Here is a 16,854-nt window from a genome sequence, read left to right on the forward strand (position 1 = left end):
CTTATAATAAATTACTGACCATTTCCGCCGTTATCTCCGCTGACATCCACCTGTCCGTCTCCGACGATTGCCTGCTCCTCTGCAGACTGGTTTTCAGCCGGCTGTTCCTGTGTAGTCGATGCCGCTGCCGTAAACTGAGCCACTGCGGCATAGATAGTCCCCTCGTCACCGGTCGCTAATGCAGCGCCGATCGTCGCTGATGCATTCGGATCTTCTGACGCGGTTCCAACATTGACGATCTTCGGTGATGCTTTGTAAGTACTCTTATTAAATACTTCGCGGCTTTCTTCCACACCGTCTACCGTAACAACTTTCCAAAGCTGTGCCACATATCCGACATGTTTTCCCTGTGATACACTCATCGTTCCTACCGGATCTCCGGTTGCCACAAACTGTGTACCCGGATCCTGCTCCGACACAACTTCACTCTCATATGTTACCTTGCGGTTTGCAGGTCTTGTCTCTTCCCCGTAAATATTGAAATAAACATTTTTCCCGGAAGTATATCCTTCAATATAGATCGGTACATCCTGATTATTTACGAATTTTAAATCCTTATAATCACCTGCGATCGCAGCATCCATAGATGGCTTTACATAGGTAACGATCATAGAATGGTTTGAACGCTCCGTAACTTCAAGCTCCGCTAATATAACTGCATTATATAAAGTCGTTGAAACCTGGCAGACACCACCGCCATATGACTGCACCGTCTGTCCGTTCTCATAGGCTCCTGCTAATTCATAACCATTTGCTGCATCTAACGGTCCGATCGTCTCGTATACAGAAAACTCTTCTCCCGGATACAGAACAGTTCCGTTGATCTTATCAGCTGCTGTTGCAATATTATCACAGCGGTTCTGAGTGGAAGAACTGTAATTCGTATTGAATCCACCAAGCAGGTCTTTTACCTTAGAAAGCTCTTCTTCACTTCCCTTAGGTTCCACAATCTCCGCTGTCAGTTCAATACTTCCACCCTGTCCGTCCCAGCCGTCACTGACATAATTTTCAATCGCAGCGATCGACTTTTCCACATTGACCTCAACACCCTGTGATCCTTTAATGATCTTAAACGTACCGTTCTCACGTACCAGTCCGTTGTCTACTGCTTTCTGATCAAGCTCATCCGCTTTCTCGTCAAGTAACTCAGAAACCGTATCATGATCTACGTTCAACACCATATCAATGACAACATTGCCATTTTCAAGGTCTTTTTTATCCTTATATCTTTTGATCAGATTACCGCTCTTTCCGACATCCATCGCCTCTGAAACAACGTTCATATCGGTAAACTCAAGTGCAAGATCCGATGCTTTCACCTGTGTGCTGCGCTCTCCCGCAGTCAGTGTAAATACTGCTTCCCCTGCATTATTTACATAATCAGTCACTGCACTCAGAGCTTCCTGCTCTGTCATGCCGCCAACATCAATATTGCCAATATAAACTCCCTCTGCGATACGGTCTGTATCTTCCGCTTTTGCCTGCGTCGGATTCATAATGAAGCCAAATGCCATGGCTAACCCCAGAGCTGTTAATATCTTACCTGTTTTTTTCATCTTTTCCCTCTGAAACTATTGCTTTTACTGAATCTTTGTTGTTCATTTTATCACAACTGCCCTCTTTTTCAAGATGCATTACCACGAATATATTTGACTGTTTGCCCTGTTTTTAGTATATTTTACATGAACAGATTTATTACAACAGTGCCGCAAGTACAGTAGTAAGTAACATTGTTCCTACCAGAATGATCACAACTGCTGCAAGTACTTTTTTATTTTTCTTTTTACTGAAATCATACATATCGATGTACCTCCATTTCAAAAACACGGCACGGAAAGGATTTAACATGCCACTTTTAGGTTTATTTATTGCAGTTATCTGCCTGCTCACATTTTTCCGCAAACGTTCCATCCGCTCTCAGGAGAGCGCCACCGACCGTTTCTGGAAAAAAGAATCCATTGCAAACAACACCCGTTTAAAGGATTTAAGCGGACTTCCCTATATTACCATACCTTTTGATAAATTTCCAATAGGTATGTACGAAAATGATTTATTAAAAAAATATGAAAAAACTCTGCAGGCTCTTTCCGGACAAAAGATCGTCAATCTGGGCACGCAGACCAATACCGATCTAAAGATCGCCTATGGGACTGCCAGTCTCCCTGCCCTGACTGACTACGAGCAGAATTTTACCACACTTTGCCAGGCTCTCACTGCCTATGCAGGGCAGCTTATAGAACTCGGTCATACGAATGAAGCCCGCACAATTTTAGAATACGGCATCAGCATTGGTTCTGATTTAAGCCAGAACTATCTGCTTTTAGCTGAGATCTACCAGTCTTCCGGTGATACGGAACAGATCCGTAAACTCCTTTCATCTGCAGAACAGCTTGACTCCCTGATGAAACGTTCGATCGTAGAAAAACTGACTGCAATGCTCCCAGAGGAATCATCCGTTAAAATCTGATTTTTTCCTCTGCAGCTTTCCATGTCTGGAAATAAGCTGATCTGTAAGTCTTGATGCTTCACTTCTTGTCATCTCTGCAAGATCATCCGGCAGTTTTATCTGATAATGTGCTGCATATTCCCTTAAATATTTCATCTGCCGTGCCGTTGCCGGTGTCTGCTTTTTTACCTTATAAAGAAGCGGTTTCGGCAAAAAATCTTCGGCATGTTCTTCCTCATACCGTTCCCTGAGTGCCTCATAAACCTGCCACGTTTCGTAAGCGTCATGAAATGCACGATGTGCATTTTCTCTTTTTACCCCAAAATATGCACACAGACTTTCCAGATCTTTTTTCTGTTCTCTGGGCAAAAATTTCCGTGCAAGTTTTAAAGTATCGACCGCATTCCGCTCTAACGGCATATTGTGGTTGACTGCCCACTGTTTTAAAAAACTGTAGTCAAAAATCACATTCTGCCCAACGATGATATCATCTCCGATAAATTCAAAAAACTGCTTCATGGCATTTTCTTTTTCTGCACCTTCCTGTACCATCGTCTCTGTAATTCCGGTAAGTTCGGTTACTTTTTCCGGTATCTTTATATTCTGACGTAAAATTGCACCAAACTGATCGACGGCATGATGGTTTCTGACTTTGACTGCCCCCACTTCTAAAATATGATCGGTCTTTACATTCAGACCTGTCATTTCAAGATCAATTACTACATAATCCTGCATTTTCGTCCTCCATGATCCATGTTACCTTTGCCTGATGATCTAAAGGATCCCTGTCTGTATAATCAAACAGTGCATATAATGGCTTTTCTGCACGCTCTGGCAATTCTTTTAATACACGCTCTCCTTTATCCGGAAACCGGTAGGAAAAACACTCCACATGGGACTGCTTTCCATTTTTACAGTATATCCGCGTCACCTGTTTCCATGTGCTTAAATCTTTTGCCCATGCCGGTCTGCTCTTGCAGTTTTCCCGGTAATACAGATCAAAGATCAGGCTTTCTTTTATAATATCAGAAATCTCACAAAGATTTTGCACTTCCTGTAGATTTTCCTTCTCCGTGTCAGCAGAAAATGTTTCTTCCACGAACTCAAGCAAAATTTCCGAACGCCGGATTCTCGCATGGCTCATGCCAAAGTAGCCTTTTTTCTCATAAAATTTCCCAAGATCCTGGAACAGGAAAAAAGCACTTTTAAACAGAACTCCGAGTACTTTCATCGTAACTTCAAACTGCCCGCTGTTATAATACACTTCAAGCATTTCTTCCACCTGGCGTATCTTTAATACATCATCATAAGGCAGCCATTTTGTTTTAAGCACCTCATAAGGCGGTCTGCTGTGGTATGTGATCTCATATTCTTTCGCATGCTCATACATATAGGAGCCCTTTAACACCTTTAAGAAGCCAAGCTGCAGCTGGTTTGGACGAAGTTCATAAATCTCGTCAAAAGATTTTGCAAATGTATCATAATCTTCAAATGGAAGTCCTGCGATCAGATCTAAATGTTCATGGATGTTCTCATGTTTCTGAACCTCTCTCACAACTTCCTTTAACCGTTCAAGCTGCATGGTACGGTGGATTTCTTTGATCGTTGCCCCATTTGTCGACTGCACACCGATCTCTAACTGGATCAGTCCCGGCCGCATGGTACCGATCAGGGCAAGTTCTTCCTCCTTTAACAGATCTGCCGAAATTTCAAAATGGAAGTTGGTGATCCCATTATCATGTTCTTTGATGTAAGACCAGATCTCCATCGCATGCGCATGATTGCAGTTGAATGTCCTGTCCACAAATTTTACCTGTGGAACTTCCCGGTCAATAAAAAACTGCAGTTCCTTCTTCACAAGTTCCGTGTTGCGGAAACGAAGCTGCTTTTCCACGGAGGAAAGACAGTAACTGCAGGAAAACGGACATCCACGGCTTGATTCATAATAAATGATACGGTTTTTAAAATCGCCTGCCTTGTCATAGCAGAATGGGATGTCACTTAAATCGAGCATTTCCCTCGGTGCGGTAAAGATGATCTCATCCCCGTTTTGGTATGCGATCCCTGTGATTTTTCCGAGTTTCGATCTTTCCTTTGTGCATTTACTCTCTCCTGTCCTCTGTGTTTCCTGTATTCTCTGCTTTTCTTCCGTTTCTTTGTCTCTCCGGCTTTCTCCGGCATAATACTCTGCCAGTTCACAGAAAGTCTTTTCCCCTTCCCCTATCATCACACCGGTAATCTGCGGATGGCATCTTAAAAAGCTCTCCGTCTCGTAGGATACCTCAGGACCTCCCACCCAGATCGGCACTTCCGGACGCAGCTTGTGAAATTCCTCTGCCAGTTCCTCCACATAAGCAATATTCCAGATATAGCAGGAAAACATTAAAACATCCGGTTTTGCCTTATAAATTCCCTCTAAGATATCTTCCATCTGGTTATTGATCGTGTATTCTCCGATCTCCACCGTGTCTGAAGCCGTCATGCCTTTCGCATAATGTGCGGCATATGCACGCAGATTATACACAGCAAGATTGGAATGTATGTATTTGGCATTAATCGCCGTAAGTAAAATTTTCATCTGTTCTGCCTCCAACATTACCATTATAACGGAGAAAAAAACTTGTTGCAACGTACGAAAAAAATCCGGTTCCCAGCCGTCAGATTTTTCTGGCAGCCGAAAACCGGATTTATCCTACCGCAAAATATGTTTTACGATAACGTCTATTCCCGCGATCCACAGAAGTATCGCTCCTGCAATATATGCTTTTGTCTTATGCTCAAATCCCAGATGATATCCAGTATAGATACCAGCCACGACAACCGCAATGGTAAGTCCGGCAACCATCAGAAGCATCACAAGAAGATTTGTTCCAAGGAAACCAAATGCTATACCTGTCAGCAGGGTATAACTACTGGTAACTGCTGCAATTGCAAGCAGATGTTTCCAGCCGAGTTTCTGCTCACAGTGCTCTATGATCCGCTCGTTTTTTATGGCTTTTGCAACCAGCCGCACCCCCAGGCAGAAAAAGATGGCTGCTGCAATGACAAATCCAGTCACTTTTTCATTGTGCGTTATAGTATTGCGATACAAAATTCCTGACAGATAACTTCCGACGAACAGTGCTGTCATCTGCCATGCAGCAATCAGTACACACAGTTTGCCAAGCTGTTTTTTATCTATCTTTGCTATCAGTGATCCCTGACACTCCATGGCTGCGAATATATCTAACGATATGCCTGCTATGATCAGCAGATTCTCCAACGCATTCATCTTACTCCTCCTAAAGGCTGTTTTTTAATCTTCAGCTTTTACCGCATCTGTTTTAATAATGAATTTAACGCTTCCGTTCACTCCGTCTGCAATGTCAGTATAAGTCTGATAATCAGCACCGGCATCTAATACAGCCTGAATACGGTCAACAAGCGGCTCGATATCTCCATTGTAAGAATTAATGATCTCGTCGATTCCTTCTTCACTGAACTCTGTAATTCCGTCTGCAAGTTTATGTGCACCGTCAGAAAGCTCTCCCACACCATCAATGATCGCACTGGTTCCATCGCTTAAAGTACCTGCGCCATCGTTTAATTTATCGTTGTTAGAAACAAGTGTGGATGCCCCGCTTGCAAGCTGGTCTGTGCCGCTCTTTAACTGCTCAGCTCCTGTTGCAAGTGATCCGGCTTTCTCTTTCAACTGTCCGATACCACCGTCTAAAGTATTTAAACCGTCAGACAGATCAGATGCTCCTTTGTGCAGAGTCGTTGCTCCATCTGCCACCTGACCTGCTCCTGTTGCAAGATCACTTGCTCCTTTCTTTAAGGTTCCTGCTCCTGTTGCAAGGTCTCCGGCACCCTTCTTTAACTTGGTTGCTCCTGTTGCAAGATCACTTGCTCCTTTCTTTAGGGTTCCTGCTCCTGTTGCAAGATCACTTGCTCCCTGTGCCACCTGACCAGAACCACTAGTCAGATCATCCATTTTTCCAGCCATAGTACTGATTGCACCGGATGCCTGCGCTGCTCCATCTGCCACCTGTTTCGCACCAGTCTGAAGTGCTGTAAGCTGTGCCTGTGTTGTCGGATCAGAAATCTGACTGGCTGCTTCATCGATAGCTGAAACAGCTCCCTGAGCCTGACCAATTGTTGCGATCTTGTCTGACAGGCTTACCGCTACAGTCATTGCATCATTTACACTGTTGATTGAAACACCGCCAAGTGCCTGCCCCACCTGCGTAAAAATTGCTGTTGCAGTTGTAGGATCTGCATCGTACTTGGAAATTCCGTTCATCAGGTTTGACTGTGCGCTCTTTAATGATTCGATCGTAGCCTGTGCATTTTCAATGGATGTACCATTTGCCTGTAAATTGGCATTGATCTGATCTTTTTTAGTCTGTAAAGTTGCTGCCATATCTCCCAATTTTCCAACTAATGTATCCACACCTGCACTGACTGCAGATGCTCCGCCTGCAAGCGTTGTTTCACCGCCGTTGACAGCAGTATTTAAATCTTTTACTCCTTTCGCAAGTGTCTGGACACCTGTATTCAGACTGGAAGCTCCGGCAGCTAAAGTGTCTGCTCCAGTAGACAAATCAGAAGCTCCAGTGGATAACGTATCTGCTCCGGTAGAAAGATCCTTCACTCCGGTGGAAAGTGTATTGGCTCCGGTGGAAAGATCACTTGCACCTTTGGACAATGTATTGGCTCCGGTAGATACATCCTTGGCACCTTTCTTTAAGGTTCCTGCTCCGTCTTTTAAGGAAGATGCTCCTTTTGCTGCACTTGCTGAACCATCTTTTAAGGTTCCCACACCACTGATCAGTGTTGGTACACTTCCTGCTAAGGTATCCACACCACTCTTTAATGTTCCGATTCCTGTGGATAAAGTAGAAGCTCCATCCGTATAATCTTTGATACCGTTCTTTAATGTTCCGACACCGTCTTTAAACTCACCCATCTTGGATTTTAAAGTATCTACACCGTCTGCGAGCTCACCGGAACCATCTTTTAACTGATCTGTTGCATCTGTTAAAGTATCTAACATATCATCAACTTCAGAAAGATCTGCATCTCCGTCTTTGCTGATAAAGTTTGTTGCATTCATCACAACTGTCATTGTGGTGCTTAATGAGAAATTCTCCACATCTGCAGTTACTTCCACGTAATCCGGGATCGATACATCTCCGTCAAAATCAGAATCATCCACATCTAAGCTCTCTTTTAATCCCGGAAGTGCATATCCGACTACAATATTATTTTTGCCATCGGAGATTACTTTACCATTGGTAACTTTTACATTAGAAAAGCTGTCATCTAATACCATTCCGCTGATCGCAGCAAATGGGACATAGATTTCTTCCTCTTTTCCGTCGATCTTTGTTTTTACCGTCTCATTGTTGGTGTAATCAAAACGGATCGTTACTTTTCCTGATTTTCCTGCAAGTTCTTCCGGCTTTACTTCCTTACCATCCAAAGAATAGGTAATTGTCTGGGATACCGGTGTCTCTTTTGTGGAGGTTCCCTGATAATAAATATCGTTGCCGTCTGCCTGCCAGGTCAGTTTGCTGCCATCCTGTTTGAATGTCTCATCACCTTTTACATTTTCGATATCTTTTAAGGTAGAAGCATCCTCGATCGTATCCTTATTTTCATCATTGATCAGATGATCGGAAACGATCACTTTGCGCTCTTTTCCGGTGCTGTCTGCAAGAACATATACCGTTTCTTCTTTGCCAATCTCTTTCTCGCTGAATTTGATACTGTCATCTAATGCATCTTTTAATTTGCTCTCAGCATCAGAATCTTTTGTATCTGATTTTTTGCTGTCTTTTTCGGTACTCTCTGTACTCTCAGTGCTCTCCTGTGCGGTCTTTGCTGCAAATACGTTTGCTGTGGAAACGCCTGTTCCAACCATTCCGACAACCAGCACACCTGCGATAATACGAATCACATATTTCTTTGTAAATTTTTTCTTTAATTCCGGTAATTTCATCTTTTTTTCCTCCTCTATTTTACTGAACTGATGAATCTTTTTTATAACGGAAACCTGCACTTGTTGCACAGATCAATTTATCAAATACCATAAACATTGCCGGCAGAATAAATGCTACGACGACCAGACTGATCAATGCACCTCTTGCAAGAAGCATACATAAGGAACTGATCATATCGATACTGGAATACATTCCTACACCAAATGTTGCTGCGAAGAAACTTAATGCACTGACGATGACAGACTGTAAGGAACTGTCTAATGCGGTTCTTACCGCATCACGTTTTTCTGCTCCGTGGTTTCTTGCTCTCTTATATTTGTTTGTCATAAGAATTGCGTAGTCAACCGTTGCACCGAGCTGGATCGTTCCGATTACGATAGAAGCGATAAACGGAAGAACCGTTCCGGTATAATGCGGGATACCCATGTTGATGAAAATCGCAAACTCAATGACCATAACAAGGATGACCGGTAATGAAACTGACTTCAGTACAAATGCGATGATAATGAAGATCAGAATAATGGAAACCGCATTTACGGTATTAAAGTCTGTATTCGTGATGGTGATCAGATCCTCTGTACATGGAGCCTCACCGATTAACATTGCAGTGTCATCGTATTTTTTAATGATATCACGGATTGCATCACACTGTGCATTTACTTCATCCGATCCGGTCTTGTACTCAGACATCACATAGATCATCTGATATTTTCCATTATCAAGCATTTCCTTGATATCATCCGGGATCATGTCTTTTGGTACGGTCGGTCCCATAACGGAATCAAGTCCTAATGCCAGTTTGACACCGTCTACATCAGAGATCTCATTTTCCATATTTCTTGCATCTTTGGAATTCAGCTCACTGCTTGCAAGGATCACATGTGTCGCACCCATATCAAAATCATTTTCCAGTGCATTTCCTGCTTTTACACTCTCTAAGTTGTCCGGAAGAGTTCCTACCAGATCGTAATATACCTGATTGTGATTCTGTCCGTAGAAAGCAGGACCAATGATCACTAAAAATAAAATAATGAAAATCCAGTAATGTTTTGTCACAAATCCACCGATACGTCCAAGATCCGGTATGATGGCTTTGTGCCTTGTCTTTTCAATCCATTTATCCATTGCAAGGATCATGGCAGGAAGAATTGTAACACAACCGACAACACCAAATACAACACCTTTTGCCATAACAATACCAAGATCCATACCAAGTGTAAATGTCATGAAACACATTGCAAGGAATCCGGCGATCGTTGTAATGGAACTTCCGACTACGGAAGTTAACGTCTGTGAGATTGCATGGGACATCGCACGTTTCTTGTCATCCGGATAACGCTCCTGATTTTCCAGGTAGCTGTGCCATAAGAAAATGGAATAGTCCATCGTAACTGCAAGCTGCAATACCGCTGCAAGTGCCTGTGTAACGAAAGAAATCTCTCCGGCAATAAAGTTCGTTCCAAGGTTATATACGATTGCCATACCGATACTCAAAAGGAAAATAAACGGTAACAGGAAAGAATCCATTGTAAGTGCCAGCACCAGTGCAGATAATCCGGCAGCGATCACAACATACATGATGACCTCACTGTTACAGATCTTTTTGATATCCGTAACAACGGCTGACATACCGCTCAAAAGACACTGTTCATTGGTCAGTCCCCGTATCTCCTCGATGGCATCAAGTGTTTCATCTGCTGACATGGACGTGTCAAATGTAATGATCATAAGCTGGCTGCCTGTGTCTGCATTCTGCAGGGAATCTTTTAAATCATCCGGCAGCATATCCATCGGGATTGAGATATCAGCGAGTGCGCCATACCATAAAACATCTTTCACATGATCGATCTCTTTTAGCTTATCTTCTAACTGTGAAATCTCTTTTTCCTGCATGCCGTCTATGACCGCCACGGAAAAAGCACCTGTTCCAAACTCATCTAACAGGATATCCTGTCCTTTCATCGTCTCAATATCTCCCGGGAGATATGAGAGGATATCGTAATTGATTCGCGTATTCATGTAGATGATCCCGGTAGGTATCAATAACAGAAAACTCAGGATCAGAATCGGAATACGGAATTTCACTACCCATTTTCCAAACTTAATCATCTTTTTCACTCTTTTCTTTCTTTTTATTTTCCTGTGGCATACATTCCCCCTGCCACAATTTCCTTTAGTGTAAAAAAAAAGACTGAATCTGAAAAGATTCAATCTAATTTTTCTGTAGCATCTTATTATACAAATTGCCCAAAATGTATATCAAAGTTAACATTTAATTCCGATTGTATATTTAATTCACATATTAAAGTTCCGCTAAAATATCTTCCATGGATCTCTTTATGATGTAATCATAGATCTCTGCTAACTCCCGCGCTGAGATCGTCATCCCGGACCGAATCCAGTTCATGACAATATAGCACATGGACTGTGCATAATACGCAGCAATACGTTCCGGTGTCAGCCAGACATACTTTGGTTTCTTCGTGGCTGCCGAACGTTCAAACACCCTCAGGAACACCTTCATGATACAGGACTGTGCAATGCTCTCAAACGAGTTCTGTCCCTCTAAGTGGATCGCTTTCTGATAAAACTCCTTTTCTTTTTCAATGTTGGAAAATAAAAGTATCAATGCCTCGTTTACCATACCGTTCTGTATCAGAGGTTCTGCCGGAGCGATCAGCTGTGTATCTATGATCCACTCCAAAAGTTCATATTTGTCCTGAAAATGGTTATAAAATGTCGGCCGTATCACGCCTGCCTTATCTGTAATCTCTTTGATCGTAATCTTCTCGATCGGCTGTTTTAATGCAAGTTCTTTAAAACTTTCTGCCAAAAGCGTATCTATCGCGCTCTTTCCCTGTCCAGTCATATCTCCCTCAAAGTATTTTTACATAATCATTCTTCCTATGGTAACGCTGCGACCTTCCGGATCATCACGGAGATTGAGCATCTCGCCTGTCTCCACGATCTGTACCAGCGGTCTGAGAGAAAAATCTCTAAAATTCTTTGCCACAATGCCGCGCTGTCCGTTTGATAACTCCACTTCGCATCCAATCGGATAAACCGCCATTCTGCGTAAAAATATATTAACTAACTGCGGATCAAATTCCGCTCCCGCCATTGCCATCATATATTCAATCGCATCTGCCGGCGAAAGCTGTTCCCTGCCGGGACGCTTTGATATCATTGCATCATAGCTGTCTGTAACTTTAATGATCCTCGCATATAACGGTATGTCTCTTCCGCTTTTTTCCAGCGGATATCCTTCACCATTAAACCATTCATGATGCATCAGTATCCCACTATAAACCATCGCAGGAAAATGATAGGATGTTTTCAAATATTCTGCTCCAAGTTTTGGATGACTTTTCCACGCTTCCCTCTCTTTCCCGGTAAGCGGCCATTTTCCATTTGCGATTTCTTCAGGTAAAAACTTTTTTCCTAAATCATGCAGTATTGCTGCAATTCCAAGATCATATAATTTGTTTCGTTCCAGTCCGTATCTCGCTCCAACCATGATAGAGAGCACACCGACATTCACTGAATGGTAATAAATATATTCATCATAATTGCGGATATCCATTATGTTAAACATTACATCGCCATTTTTCAGGATATCTTCCACAACATTTTTCACTGTCATGCGCAGCTTCACTTCATCGACCGGCAATTCGCTGTCATCCGTATCAAAATCAAACAGCTCATGTATCAGTTTTAATGCCTGACAACGCACCTGTGGTGTGAGCACCTGTTGTATCTCTATGCCACATGTAAATTCATCATCTATGTATATTCCAGGATATCCGAGGAACTCCAGGTTGGATATATATTCTGATGTCAGGAGCAGATGTTTCGCTAAAAGAAGTCTTCCCGCTCCATCATAAATATCCTGTCCAAGAGCCATTCCCGGCTTTAACCTGCTTGTCGGTATATAGCGCATGTACTTATCCTTTCAAATTACAATACATATATTTTATACCATTTATTCGTCAAATTCAACTGTCACAAAGTACCCTTTTGGGGTTTCTTTTACGTCTACAACTTTTCCCTCTCTTGATCTGATCCGTTCACTTACCGCATAATTTGCAGACATCGCATATGCCTTTCCTAATGTATAATAGTAGGAACTTGGCAGTTTTCCCTCTGTGACCGGCAAAACATCCCCGACCTCTAACAATCCCGTGCGTTCCATTTTAAACTCTTCACATCTCATTTTCTTTCCTCTTTTCTGCACCGGCTATATCAAAAGCACCATTGTCACACCAAAAGCATTATAGTATAATATTACTACATTCTCAAGAAAAATCACTTCCGGAGGCTCCTTACCATATGTTGTCAGAACACAAAGATACGATTCTGGAAAATTTCCTGTCGTCTGCGATCCGCACTTTAAATACCGATGAAATTTACAATATCCTGATAGATTCTCTCATTTTGCTGCTGAATCCCCAGGGACTTTTACTAACACAGAATTTAAACACCAGACGTTCCTTTTACACTGTACGCAGATGGGGAGATATTTTCTTTGAAAAAGATTACTCCGTTCCTTCTGACGCATTTCTCGAAGAGATACTGCACCAAAAAGGTTTTCTTGTAACAGGATCAGATTTTCTTACGGACAATCCTCTGTTGACTCCCCGGCAGAGCCGCTGGCTCGCACAGCAAAATATTCACGCAATCAAGGCGATCCGTTATCAGCAGGCTGTCATTGGTCTTTTGTATATTGCTGACGATGCGGACCGCATCTACACCGAAGAGGAACTTGTCTGTCTCGACCGTATCTGTTACTATGCTGCGTATCTTCTGCGCAACGCCAACCTGTATTATAATGCTTACCATGCTTCGATCACAGACAGTCTTACTTCCTTATATAATAGAAAACATGCCTTTGAATGTATCAAAGATGCCTGTTCGACGGATACCCCGATTGGTCTGATCCTGCTCGACATTGATGATTTCAAGCTCTACAATGAGCTTTACGGTGCCACGGAAGGAGATAATCTGATCACGCTCTGTGCACAGGCAATCCTTTCAAAGATCAGCCCGTCTGACCTCGCATTCCGTTATGGTACAGATGTTTTTATGATACTGACACAGGGGGATGATCCCACCAGTGCAGGTGCACTTGCTAATGAGATCATCCATAATATCATCAGTCTGCGGAGCAAAAACGATACCGTGTGGGACACAAGCATTACCTGTGGTATATCCACTTTCCCATCTATTTCTCCAGATGCGAAAACACTGCTCCATAATGCAGAACAGGCGATCTATTATGGTAAACTAGGGGGCAAAGGTCACCTTACCGTTTACCGGGCCGGTCTTGAGACACGTTCCACCGATTCGAACTTAAGAACTGCATACGAACGTGTTGCGCCTACCATCTATGCACTGACCGCTGCGATCGATGCCAAGGACAGCTACACATTTATCCATTCCATGAATGTGTCGAAATATGCTGTGATCTTAGCCAGAGATCTTGGCATGAGTGAAAATGACATCGAACTTGTGCGTGATGCCGGTATGCTGCATGACATCGGAAAAATCAGTATTCCGGAACGTATTTTACAGAAAACCTCGGAACTGACACCGGAAGAATATGAGATCATGAAGACACATGTTGAAAACTCCACAAAAATGATCCGTTATCTGCCACATATGGATTATGTAATTCCTGCAGTACTTGGTCATCACGAACGGTATGATGGCACGGGATATCCGCGTGGTCTTGCCGGTGAGGATATTCCTTATATGGCAAGAATACTTACCATCGCCGATTGTTTTGATGCCATGACTGCCAGACGTCCATACAAAAATCCGCTCTCTGTCTCCTATGCTGTCAGTGAACTGAAAAAAAACAGTGGAACACAGTTTGATCCGGAATTAGTCGACGTATTTATCCGGCTTATCAATGAAGGTAAAATTACAGTATAGCGCAGTCTGGGCAATCAGATGCAGCTTGCTCAAATATTCTATTATCACGAACCAAAAAAGTGTCCCTGAAAATCTTTTATCCAGATTTTCAGGGACACTTTTTATATCTGTTTCTCTTTCTTTCCGCTTAATCACTTAATCGATTTCTTTATAATCTACGTCGACTGCTTTCGCTTCCTGCTCCATATCTTTCACCGTCCGCACCGTCTTTGTCACAACCCACAGATCACTGATTCCATCATAGATCAGGGCTGCTCCTACAAACTGCATGGCAAGTTTGACCATGCCAAACGCATTGACAATGCAGAGCACGCCAAATGCAATACTGATAATGGCAATGATCAGCATAATCCACCATCTGTCATATCCGCCATTCTTTGATTCTAACGCCATTTTCACATCCTGCACACCGTGAACAGCAAGTATCACACCGATCACGATCGGTACCAGGCTCACGATACTGCTCGGTTTTAAGAAGATCCATACACCGATGATCAGCACGATCAGCCCAAGGATTCCGGTGAACATATAACCGTTTCTATTGGTAATATAGGAAAACAGTTCTACCCCTCCAAGAATGATAAGTCCTGCGGCAAGCACTTTACATACGATATCGATCGTCTCTCCTGGCCATACGATCAGAACCACGCCCAATGCGATGCATAAAACTGCTGACATTATTGCATCCGCCTTTACTCTCTTAAAAAAATCTTTCATACTCTGCCTCATTTCCCGCCACACATGTTCTTATATGTGGCGCATTTTAATTCACCTCATATATTGCCTTAATTTCCCTTATTAGAATAACATTTTTTTATTTTTTCGTAAACATACATTCTGTTTCAGTTGTCTATTTTTTGCTGTGGTGTTACAATGAGCGCAGTTCATTCATGAAAGGAGTTTTCTCTATGGGAAAAGAAGTAAAAACAAATGCCATGCGCATTTTAGACCGCAATAAAATACCTTATGAAATTATCAATTATGAGTGTGATGAATTTATAGACGGTCTACATACCGCAGAAAAGACCGGTGCTCCGGTAGAACAGTCGTTTAAAACGCTCGTCATGTCCGGCAAGGCTGCCGCCGGCGGGAACAGACAGTATTATGTTTTTGTCGTACCGATCGCAGAGGAAGTCGATCTGAAAGCTGCCGCAAAATGTGTCGGTGAAAAATCACTTGAAATGCTTCACGTAAAAGATCTGACTCCGCTTACCGGCTATGTGCGTGGCGGCTGCTCACCTCTTGGCATGAAAAAGCAGTTCCCAACCGTCGTACATGAAAGCGCTGCTTCCTTCGATAAGATTTATATCAGCGGTGGACGCATCGGTACCTCCATCACGGTAAACCCGGATGCGCTCTTAAAAGTCACCCGCGGACAATATGCCGATATCATCCAGCATAACGAAAGATAAAGGGAAGGGACTGTCATACTAACAAAGTTAGTGAGACAGCCCCTTCCTTCATGTTATATCATTTTTTCATTTACCTGTCTGAGACATCATATCCCAGATCTAGCTTGTCACCTCTGCGCCTTCACCTCTGGCAAGATCCATGATCTTCTGAAGTTCAGCACCCTCTACCGGTGCCACACCGTGATCTATATGTTTTCCGTCCTCTAAAAGCTCTCCTAACATGCGGACATCTTTTTCTTTTGACATCTCGATCGTATAATAGCCGGCTTTTCCGGTCTTAGGATTGATCGTCAGGTAAATACGGTAGCAAAGTGGCGGAACTAAGCCTTTTTCCGGAAGATCTACACGGATCAATGTCAGATCTTCTGCAATATCAAGTGCCATTACAGAGTAATCGTTCTCTGTGTATGGATTTAACTTTGGCTCCTTGAACACGCCTGCAAAAATCTCATTGACAAAAGCCTCTTTCTCATCACACAGCTTGTTGATGAACTCCTGTTTTTCGGTAAACAGACGCTTTGGCAGTACTGCAAACTCAACCTGACGCTTTACAAATACCTGAAACTGTGCCGGTGTCATCTTCACCTGTTTCATCTGTGCAGCACGTTTTGCCGCCTGCTCGTCAACTTCATGTAACTTCTGTACAAGTTCTGTCTTTAACACAAGGTTGTCAGAAAATGGATTGATCACCATTCCGGCAAGTTTTAATTCCGGTTTTACAACGATATTATTGCATGCCGGGAATGGCATGTTAAGCATCGCCTGGCTCTTTGGCTCCTCCGGGATCTGCGCTTTTGACGTATATACTACTAAAAACTGTTCTTCATTACTATTCTTTAAAAAACATGGAATCGGACGATCCGGTGCCTGTAACATTGCCGGCACAAACAGCTTTGTCGGACGAAGCAGATTCAGCACTGTGGTAAGATTCTCTTTCGTGCGGTCTGCGGCATATTCCTTAATGGCCTCCTCAAGTCTGTCGTTCGTGATTTCCATTGTCATTTTCTCTTCCATAATTCCCAATATCCTTTCCTGCAAAAACCTGCCCAAAACTTACGGACACCTCATTATACCACAC

The 16,854-nt window shown here is 42.9% G+C and carries 14 protein-coding genes; 3 read left to right on the plus strand and 11 right to left on the minus strand.

Going from position 1 to position 16,854, the window contains the following annotated elements; all coding sequences use genetic code 11:
* Positions 1-11: 11 nt before the first annotated feature.
* Positions 12-1,556 (minus strand): VanW family protein, encoded by a 1,545-nt coding sequence (locus ACDD58_RS06635; RefSeq protein ID WP_370776511.1) that lies wholly within the window; start codon positions 1,554-1,556, stop codon positions 12-14.
* A gap of 290 nt (positions 1,557-1,846) precedes the next feature.
* Between ACDD58_RS06635 and ACDD58_RS06640 the strand changes: the two genes are divergently transcribed.
* The gene (locus ACDD58_RS06640; protein WP_117920004.1) at positions 1,847-2,467 is read left to right on the plus strand and encodes a lipopolysaccharide assembly protein LapB; all 621 of its coding nucleotides are present in this window, start codon (positions 1,847-1,849) and stop codon (positions 2,465-2,467) included.
* On the opposite strand, the gene ACDD58_RS06645 is transcribed toward ACDD58_RS06640, so the two are convergent.
* The 8 genes from ACDD58_RS06645 to ACDD58_RS06680 all read right to left on the minus strand — a co-directional run bounded on the left by ACDD58_RS06645 (position 2,450) and on the right by ACDD58_RS06680 (position 12,643).
* Positions 2,450-3,181 carry a PolC-type DNA polymerase III gene (locus ACDD58_RS06645; RefSeq protein WP_370776514.1) on the minus strand — a complete coding sequence of 244 codons (732 nt, stop codon included), beginning with the start codon at positions 3,179-3,181 and terminating at the stop codon, positions 2,450-2,452. The genes ACDD58_RS06640 and ACDD58_RS06645 overlap by 18 nt on opposite strands.
* On the minus strand, positions 3,159-5,024 hold the full coding sequence (locus ACDD58_RS06650) for a B12-binding domain-containing radical SAM protein (RefSeq protein WP_370776516.1): 1,866 nt from the start codon (positions 5,022-5,024) through the stop codon (positions 3,159-3,161). Before ACDD58_RS06650 ends, ACDD58_RS06645 begins: the two co-directional genes overlap by 23 nt.
* A gap of 114 nt (positions 5,025-5,138) precedes the next feature.
* Positions 5,139-5,717, minus strand: coding sequence for a manganese efflux pump MntP family protein (locus ACDD58_RS06655; RefSeq protein ID WP_370776517.1), 579 nt, complete (start codon positions 5,715-5,717; stop codon positions 5,139-5,141).
* A 24-nt stretch (positions 5,718-5,741) separates the two neighbouring features.
* Positions 5,742-8,429, minus strand: coding sequence for a hypothetical protein (locus tag ACDD58_RS06660; protein ID WP_370776518.1), 2,688 nt, complete (start codon positions 8,427-8,429; stop codon positions 5,742-5,744).
* Between the two features lie 19 nt (positions 8,430-8,448).
* The gene (locus ACDD58_RS06665) at positions 8,449-10,539 is read right to left on the minus strand and encodes an RND family transporter (RefSeq protein WP_118488275.1); all 2,091 of its coding nucleotides are present in this window, start codon (positions 10,537-10,539) and stop codon (positions 8,449-8,451) included.
* A 193-nt stretch (positions 10,540-10,732) separates the two neighbouring features.
* The gene (locus ACDD58_RS06670; RefSeq protein WP_117919994.1) at positions 10,733-11,299 is read right to left on the minus strand and encodes a TetR/AcrR family transcriptional regulator C-terminal domain-containing protein; all 567 of its coding nucleotides are present in this window, start codon (positions 11,297-11,299) and stop codon (positions 10,733-10,735) included.
* Between the two features lie 18 nt (positions 11,300-11,317).
* Positions 11,318-12,370, minus strand: coding sequence for an HD-GYP domain-containing protein (locus ACDD58_RS06675; protein WP_117919992.1), 1,053 nt, complete (start codon positions 12,368-12,370; stop codon positions 11,318-11,320).
* Between the two features lie 42 nt (positions 12,371-12,412).
* A complete protein-coding gene (locus tag ACDD58_RS06680; protein ID WP_117919990.1) occupies positions 12,413-12,643 on the minus strand; it encodes a hypothetical protein in 231 nt (76 codons plus the stop codon).
* 116 nt (positions 12,644-12,759) lie between these two features.
* Between ACDD58_RS06680 and ACDD58_RS06685 the strand changes: the two genes are divergently transcribed.
* Positions 12,760-14,364 carry an HD domain-containing phosphohydrolase gene (locus ACDD58_RS06685; RefSeq protein ID WP_243006759.1) on the plus strand — a complete coding sequence of 535 codons (1,605 nt, stop codon included), beginning with the start codon at positions 12,760-12,762 and terminating at the stop codon, positions 14,362-14,364.
* Positions 14,365-14,499: 135 nt separating this feature from the next.
* Here ACDD58_RS06685 and ACDD58_RS06690 read toward each other — a convergent pair whose 3' ends face one another.
* Positions 14,500-15,081, minus strand: a complete 582-nt coding sequence (locus tag ACDD58_RS06690) for an HdeD family acid-resistance protein (RefSeq protein ID WP_117919988.1) — start codon at positions 15,079-15,081, stop codon at positions 14,500-14,502.
* 191 nt (positions 15,082-15,272) lie between these two features.
* Here ACDD58_RS06690 and ybaK point away from each other — a divergent pair, with 191 nt between their 5' ends.
* Positions 15,273-15,776, plus strand: a complete 504-nt coding sequence (gene ybaK / locus ACDD58_RS06695; RefSeq protein ID WP_118209891.1) for a Cys-tRNA(Pro) deacylase — start codon at positions 15,273-15,275, stop codon at positions 15,774-15,776.
* A gap of 99 nt (positions 15,777-15,875) precedes the next feature.
* On the opposite strand, the gene ACDD58_RS06700 is transcribed toward ybaK, so the two are convergent.
* Positions 15,876-16,790 carry an SseB family protein gene (locus tag ACDD58_RS06700; protein ID WP_117920112.1) on the minus strand — a complete coding sequence of 305 codons (915 nt, stop codon included), beginning with the start codon at positions 16,788-16,790 and terminating at the stop codon, positions 15,876-15,878.
* Positions 16,791-16,854 lie beyond the last annotated feature (64 nt).

The organism is Roseburia sp., from assembly GCF_041325975.1.
Classification (GTDB): domain Bacteria; phylum Bacillota; class Clostridia; order Lachnospirales; family Lachnospiraceae; genus Roseburia; species Roseburia rectibacter.

Bases quoted from the DNA above. Each gene is read 5' to 3' on its own strand.
- ACDD58_RS06635 (WP_370776511.1), bottom strand. From the start codon at position 1,556: ATGAAAAAAACAGGTAAGATATTAACAGCTCTGGGGTTAGCCATGGCA.
- ACDD58_RS06640 (WP_117920004.1), top strand. From the start codon at position 1,847: ATGCCACTTTTAGGTTTATTTATTGCAGTTATCTGCCTGCTCACATTT.
- ACDD58_RS06645 (WP_370776514.1), bottom strand. From the start codon at position 3,181: ATGCAGGATTATGTAGTAATTGATCTTGAAATGACAGGTCTGAATGTA.
- ACDD58_RS06650 (WP_370776516.1), bottom strand. From the start codon at position 5,024: ATGAAAATTTTACTTACGGCGATTAATGCCAAATACATACATTCCAAT.
- ACDD58_RS06655 (WP_370776517.1), bottom strand. From the start codon at position 5,717: ATGAATGCGTTGGAGAATCTGCTGATCATAGCAGGCATATCGTTAGAT.
- ACDD58_RS06660 (WP_370776518.1), bottom strand. From the start codon at position 8,429: ATGAAATTACCGGAATTAAAGAAAAAATTTACAAAGAAATATGTGATT.
- ACDD58_RS06665 (WP_118488275.1), bottom strand. From the start codon at position 10,539: ATGATTAAGTTTGGAAAATGGGTAGTGAAATTCCGTATTCCGATTCTG.
- ACDD58_RS06670 (WP_117919994.1), bottom strand. From the start codon at position 11,299: ATGACTGGACAGGGAAAGAGCGCGATAGATACGCTTTTGGCAGAAAGT.
- ACDD58_RS06675 (WP_117919992.1), bottom strand. From the start codon at position 12,370: ATGCGCTATATACCGACAAGCAGGTTAAAGCCGGGAATGGCTCTTGGA.
- ACDD58_RS06680 (WP_117919990.1), bottom strand. From the start codon at position 12,643: ATGAGATGTGAAGAGTTTAAAATGGAACGCACGGGATTGTTAGAGGTC.
- ACDD58_RS06685 (WP_243006759.1), top strand. From the start codon at position 12,760: ATGTTGTCAGAACACAAAGATACGATTCTGGAAAATTTCCTGTCGTCT.
- ACDD58_RS06690 (WP_117919988.1), bottom strand. From the start codon at position 15,081: ATGAAAGATTTTTTTAAGAGAGTAAAGGCGGATGCAATAATGTCAGCA.
- ybaK (WP_118209891.1), top strand. From the start codon at position 15,273: ATGGGAAAAGAAGTAAAAACAAATGCCATGCGCATTTTAGACCGCAAT.
- ACDD58_RS06700 (WP_117920112.1), bottom strand. From the start codon at position 16,790: ATGGAAGAGAAAATGACAATGGAAATCACGAACGACAGACTTGAGGAG.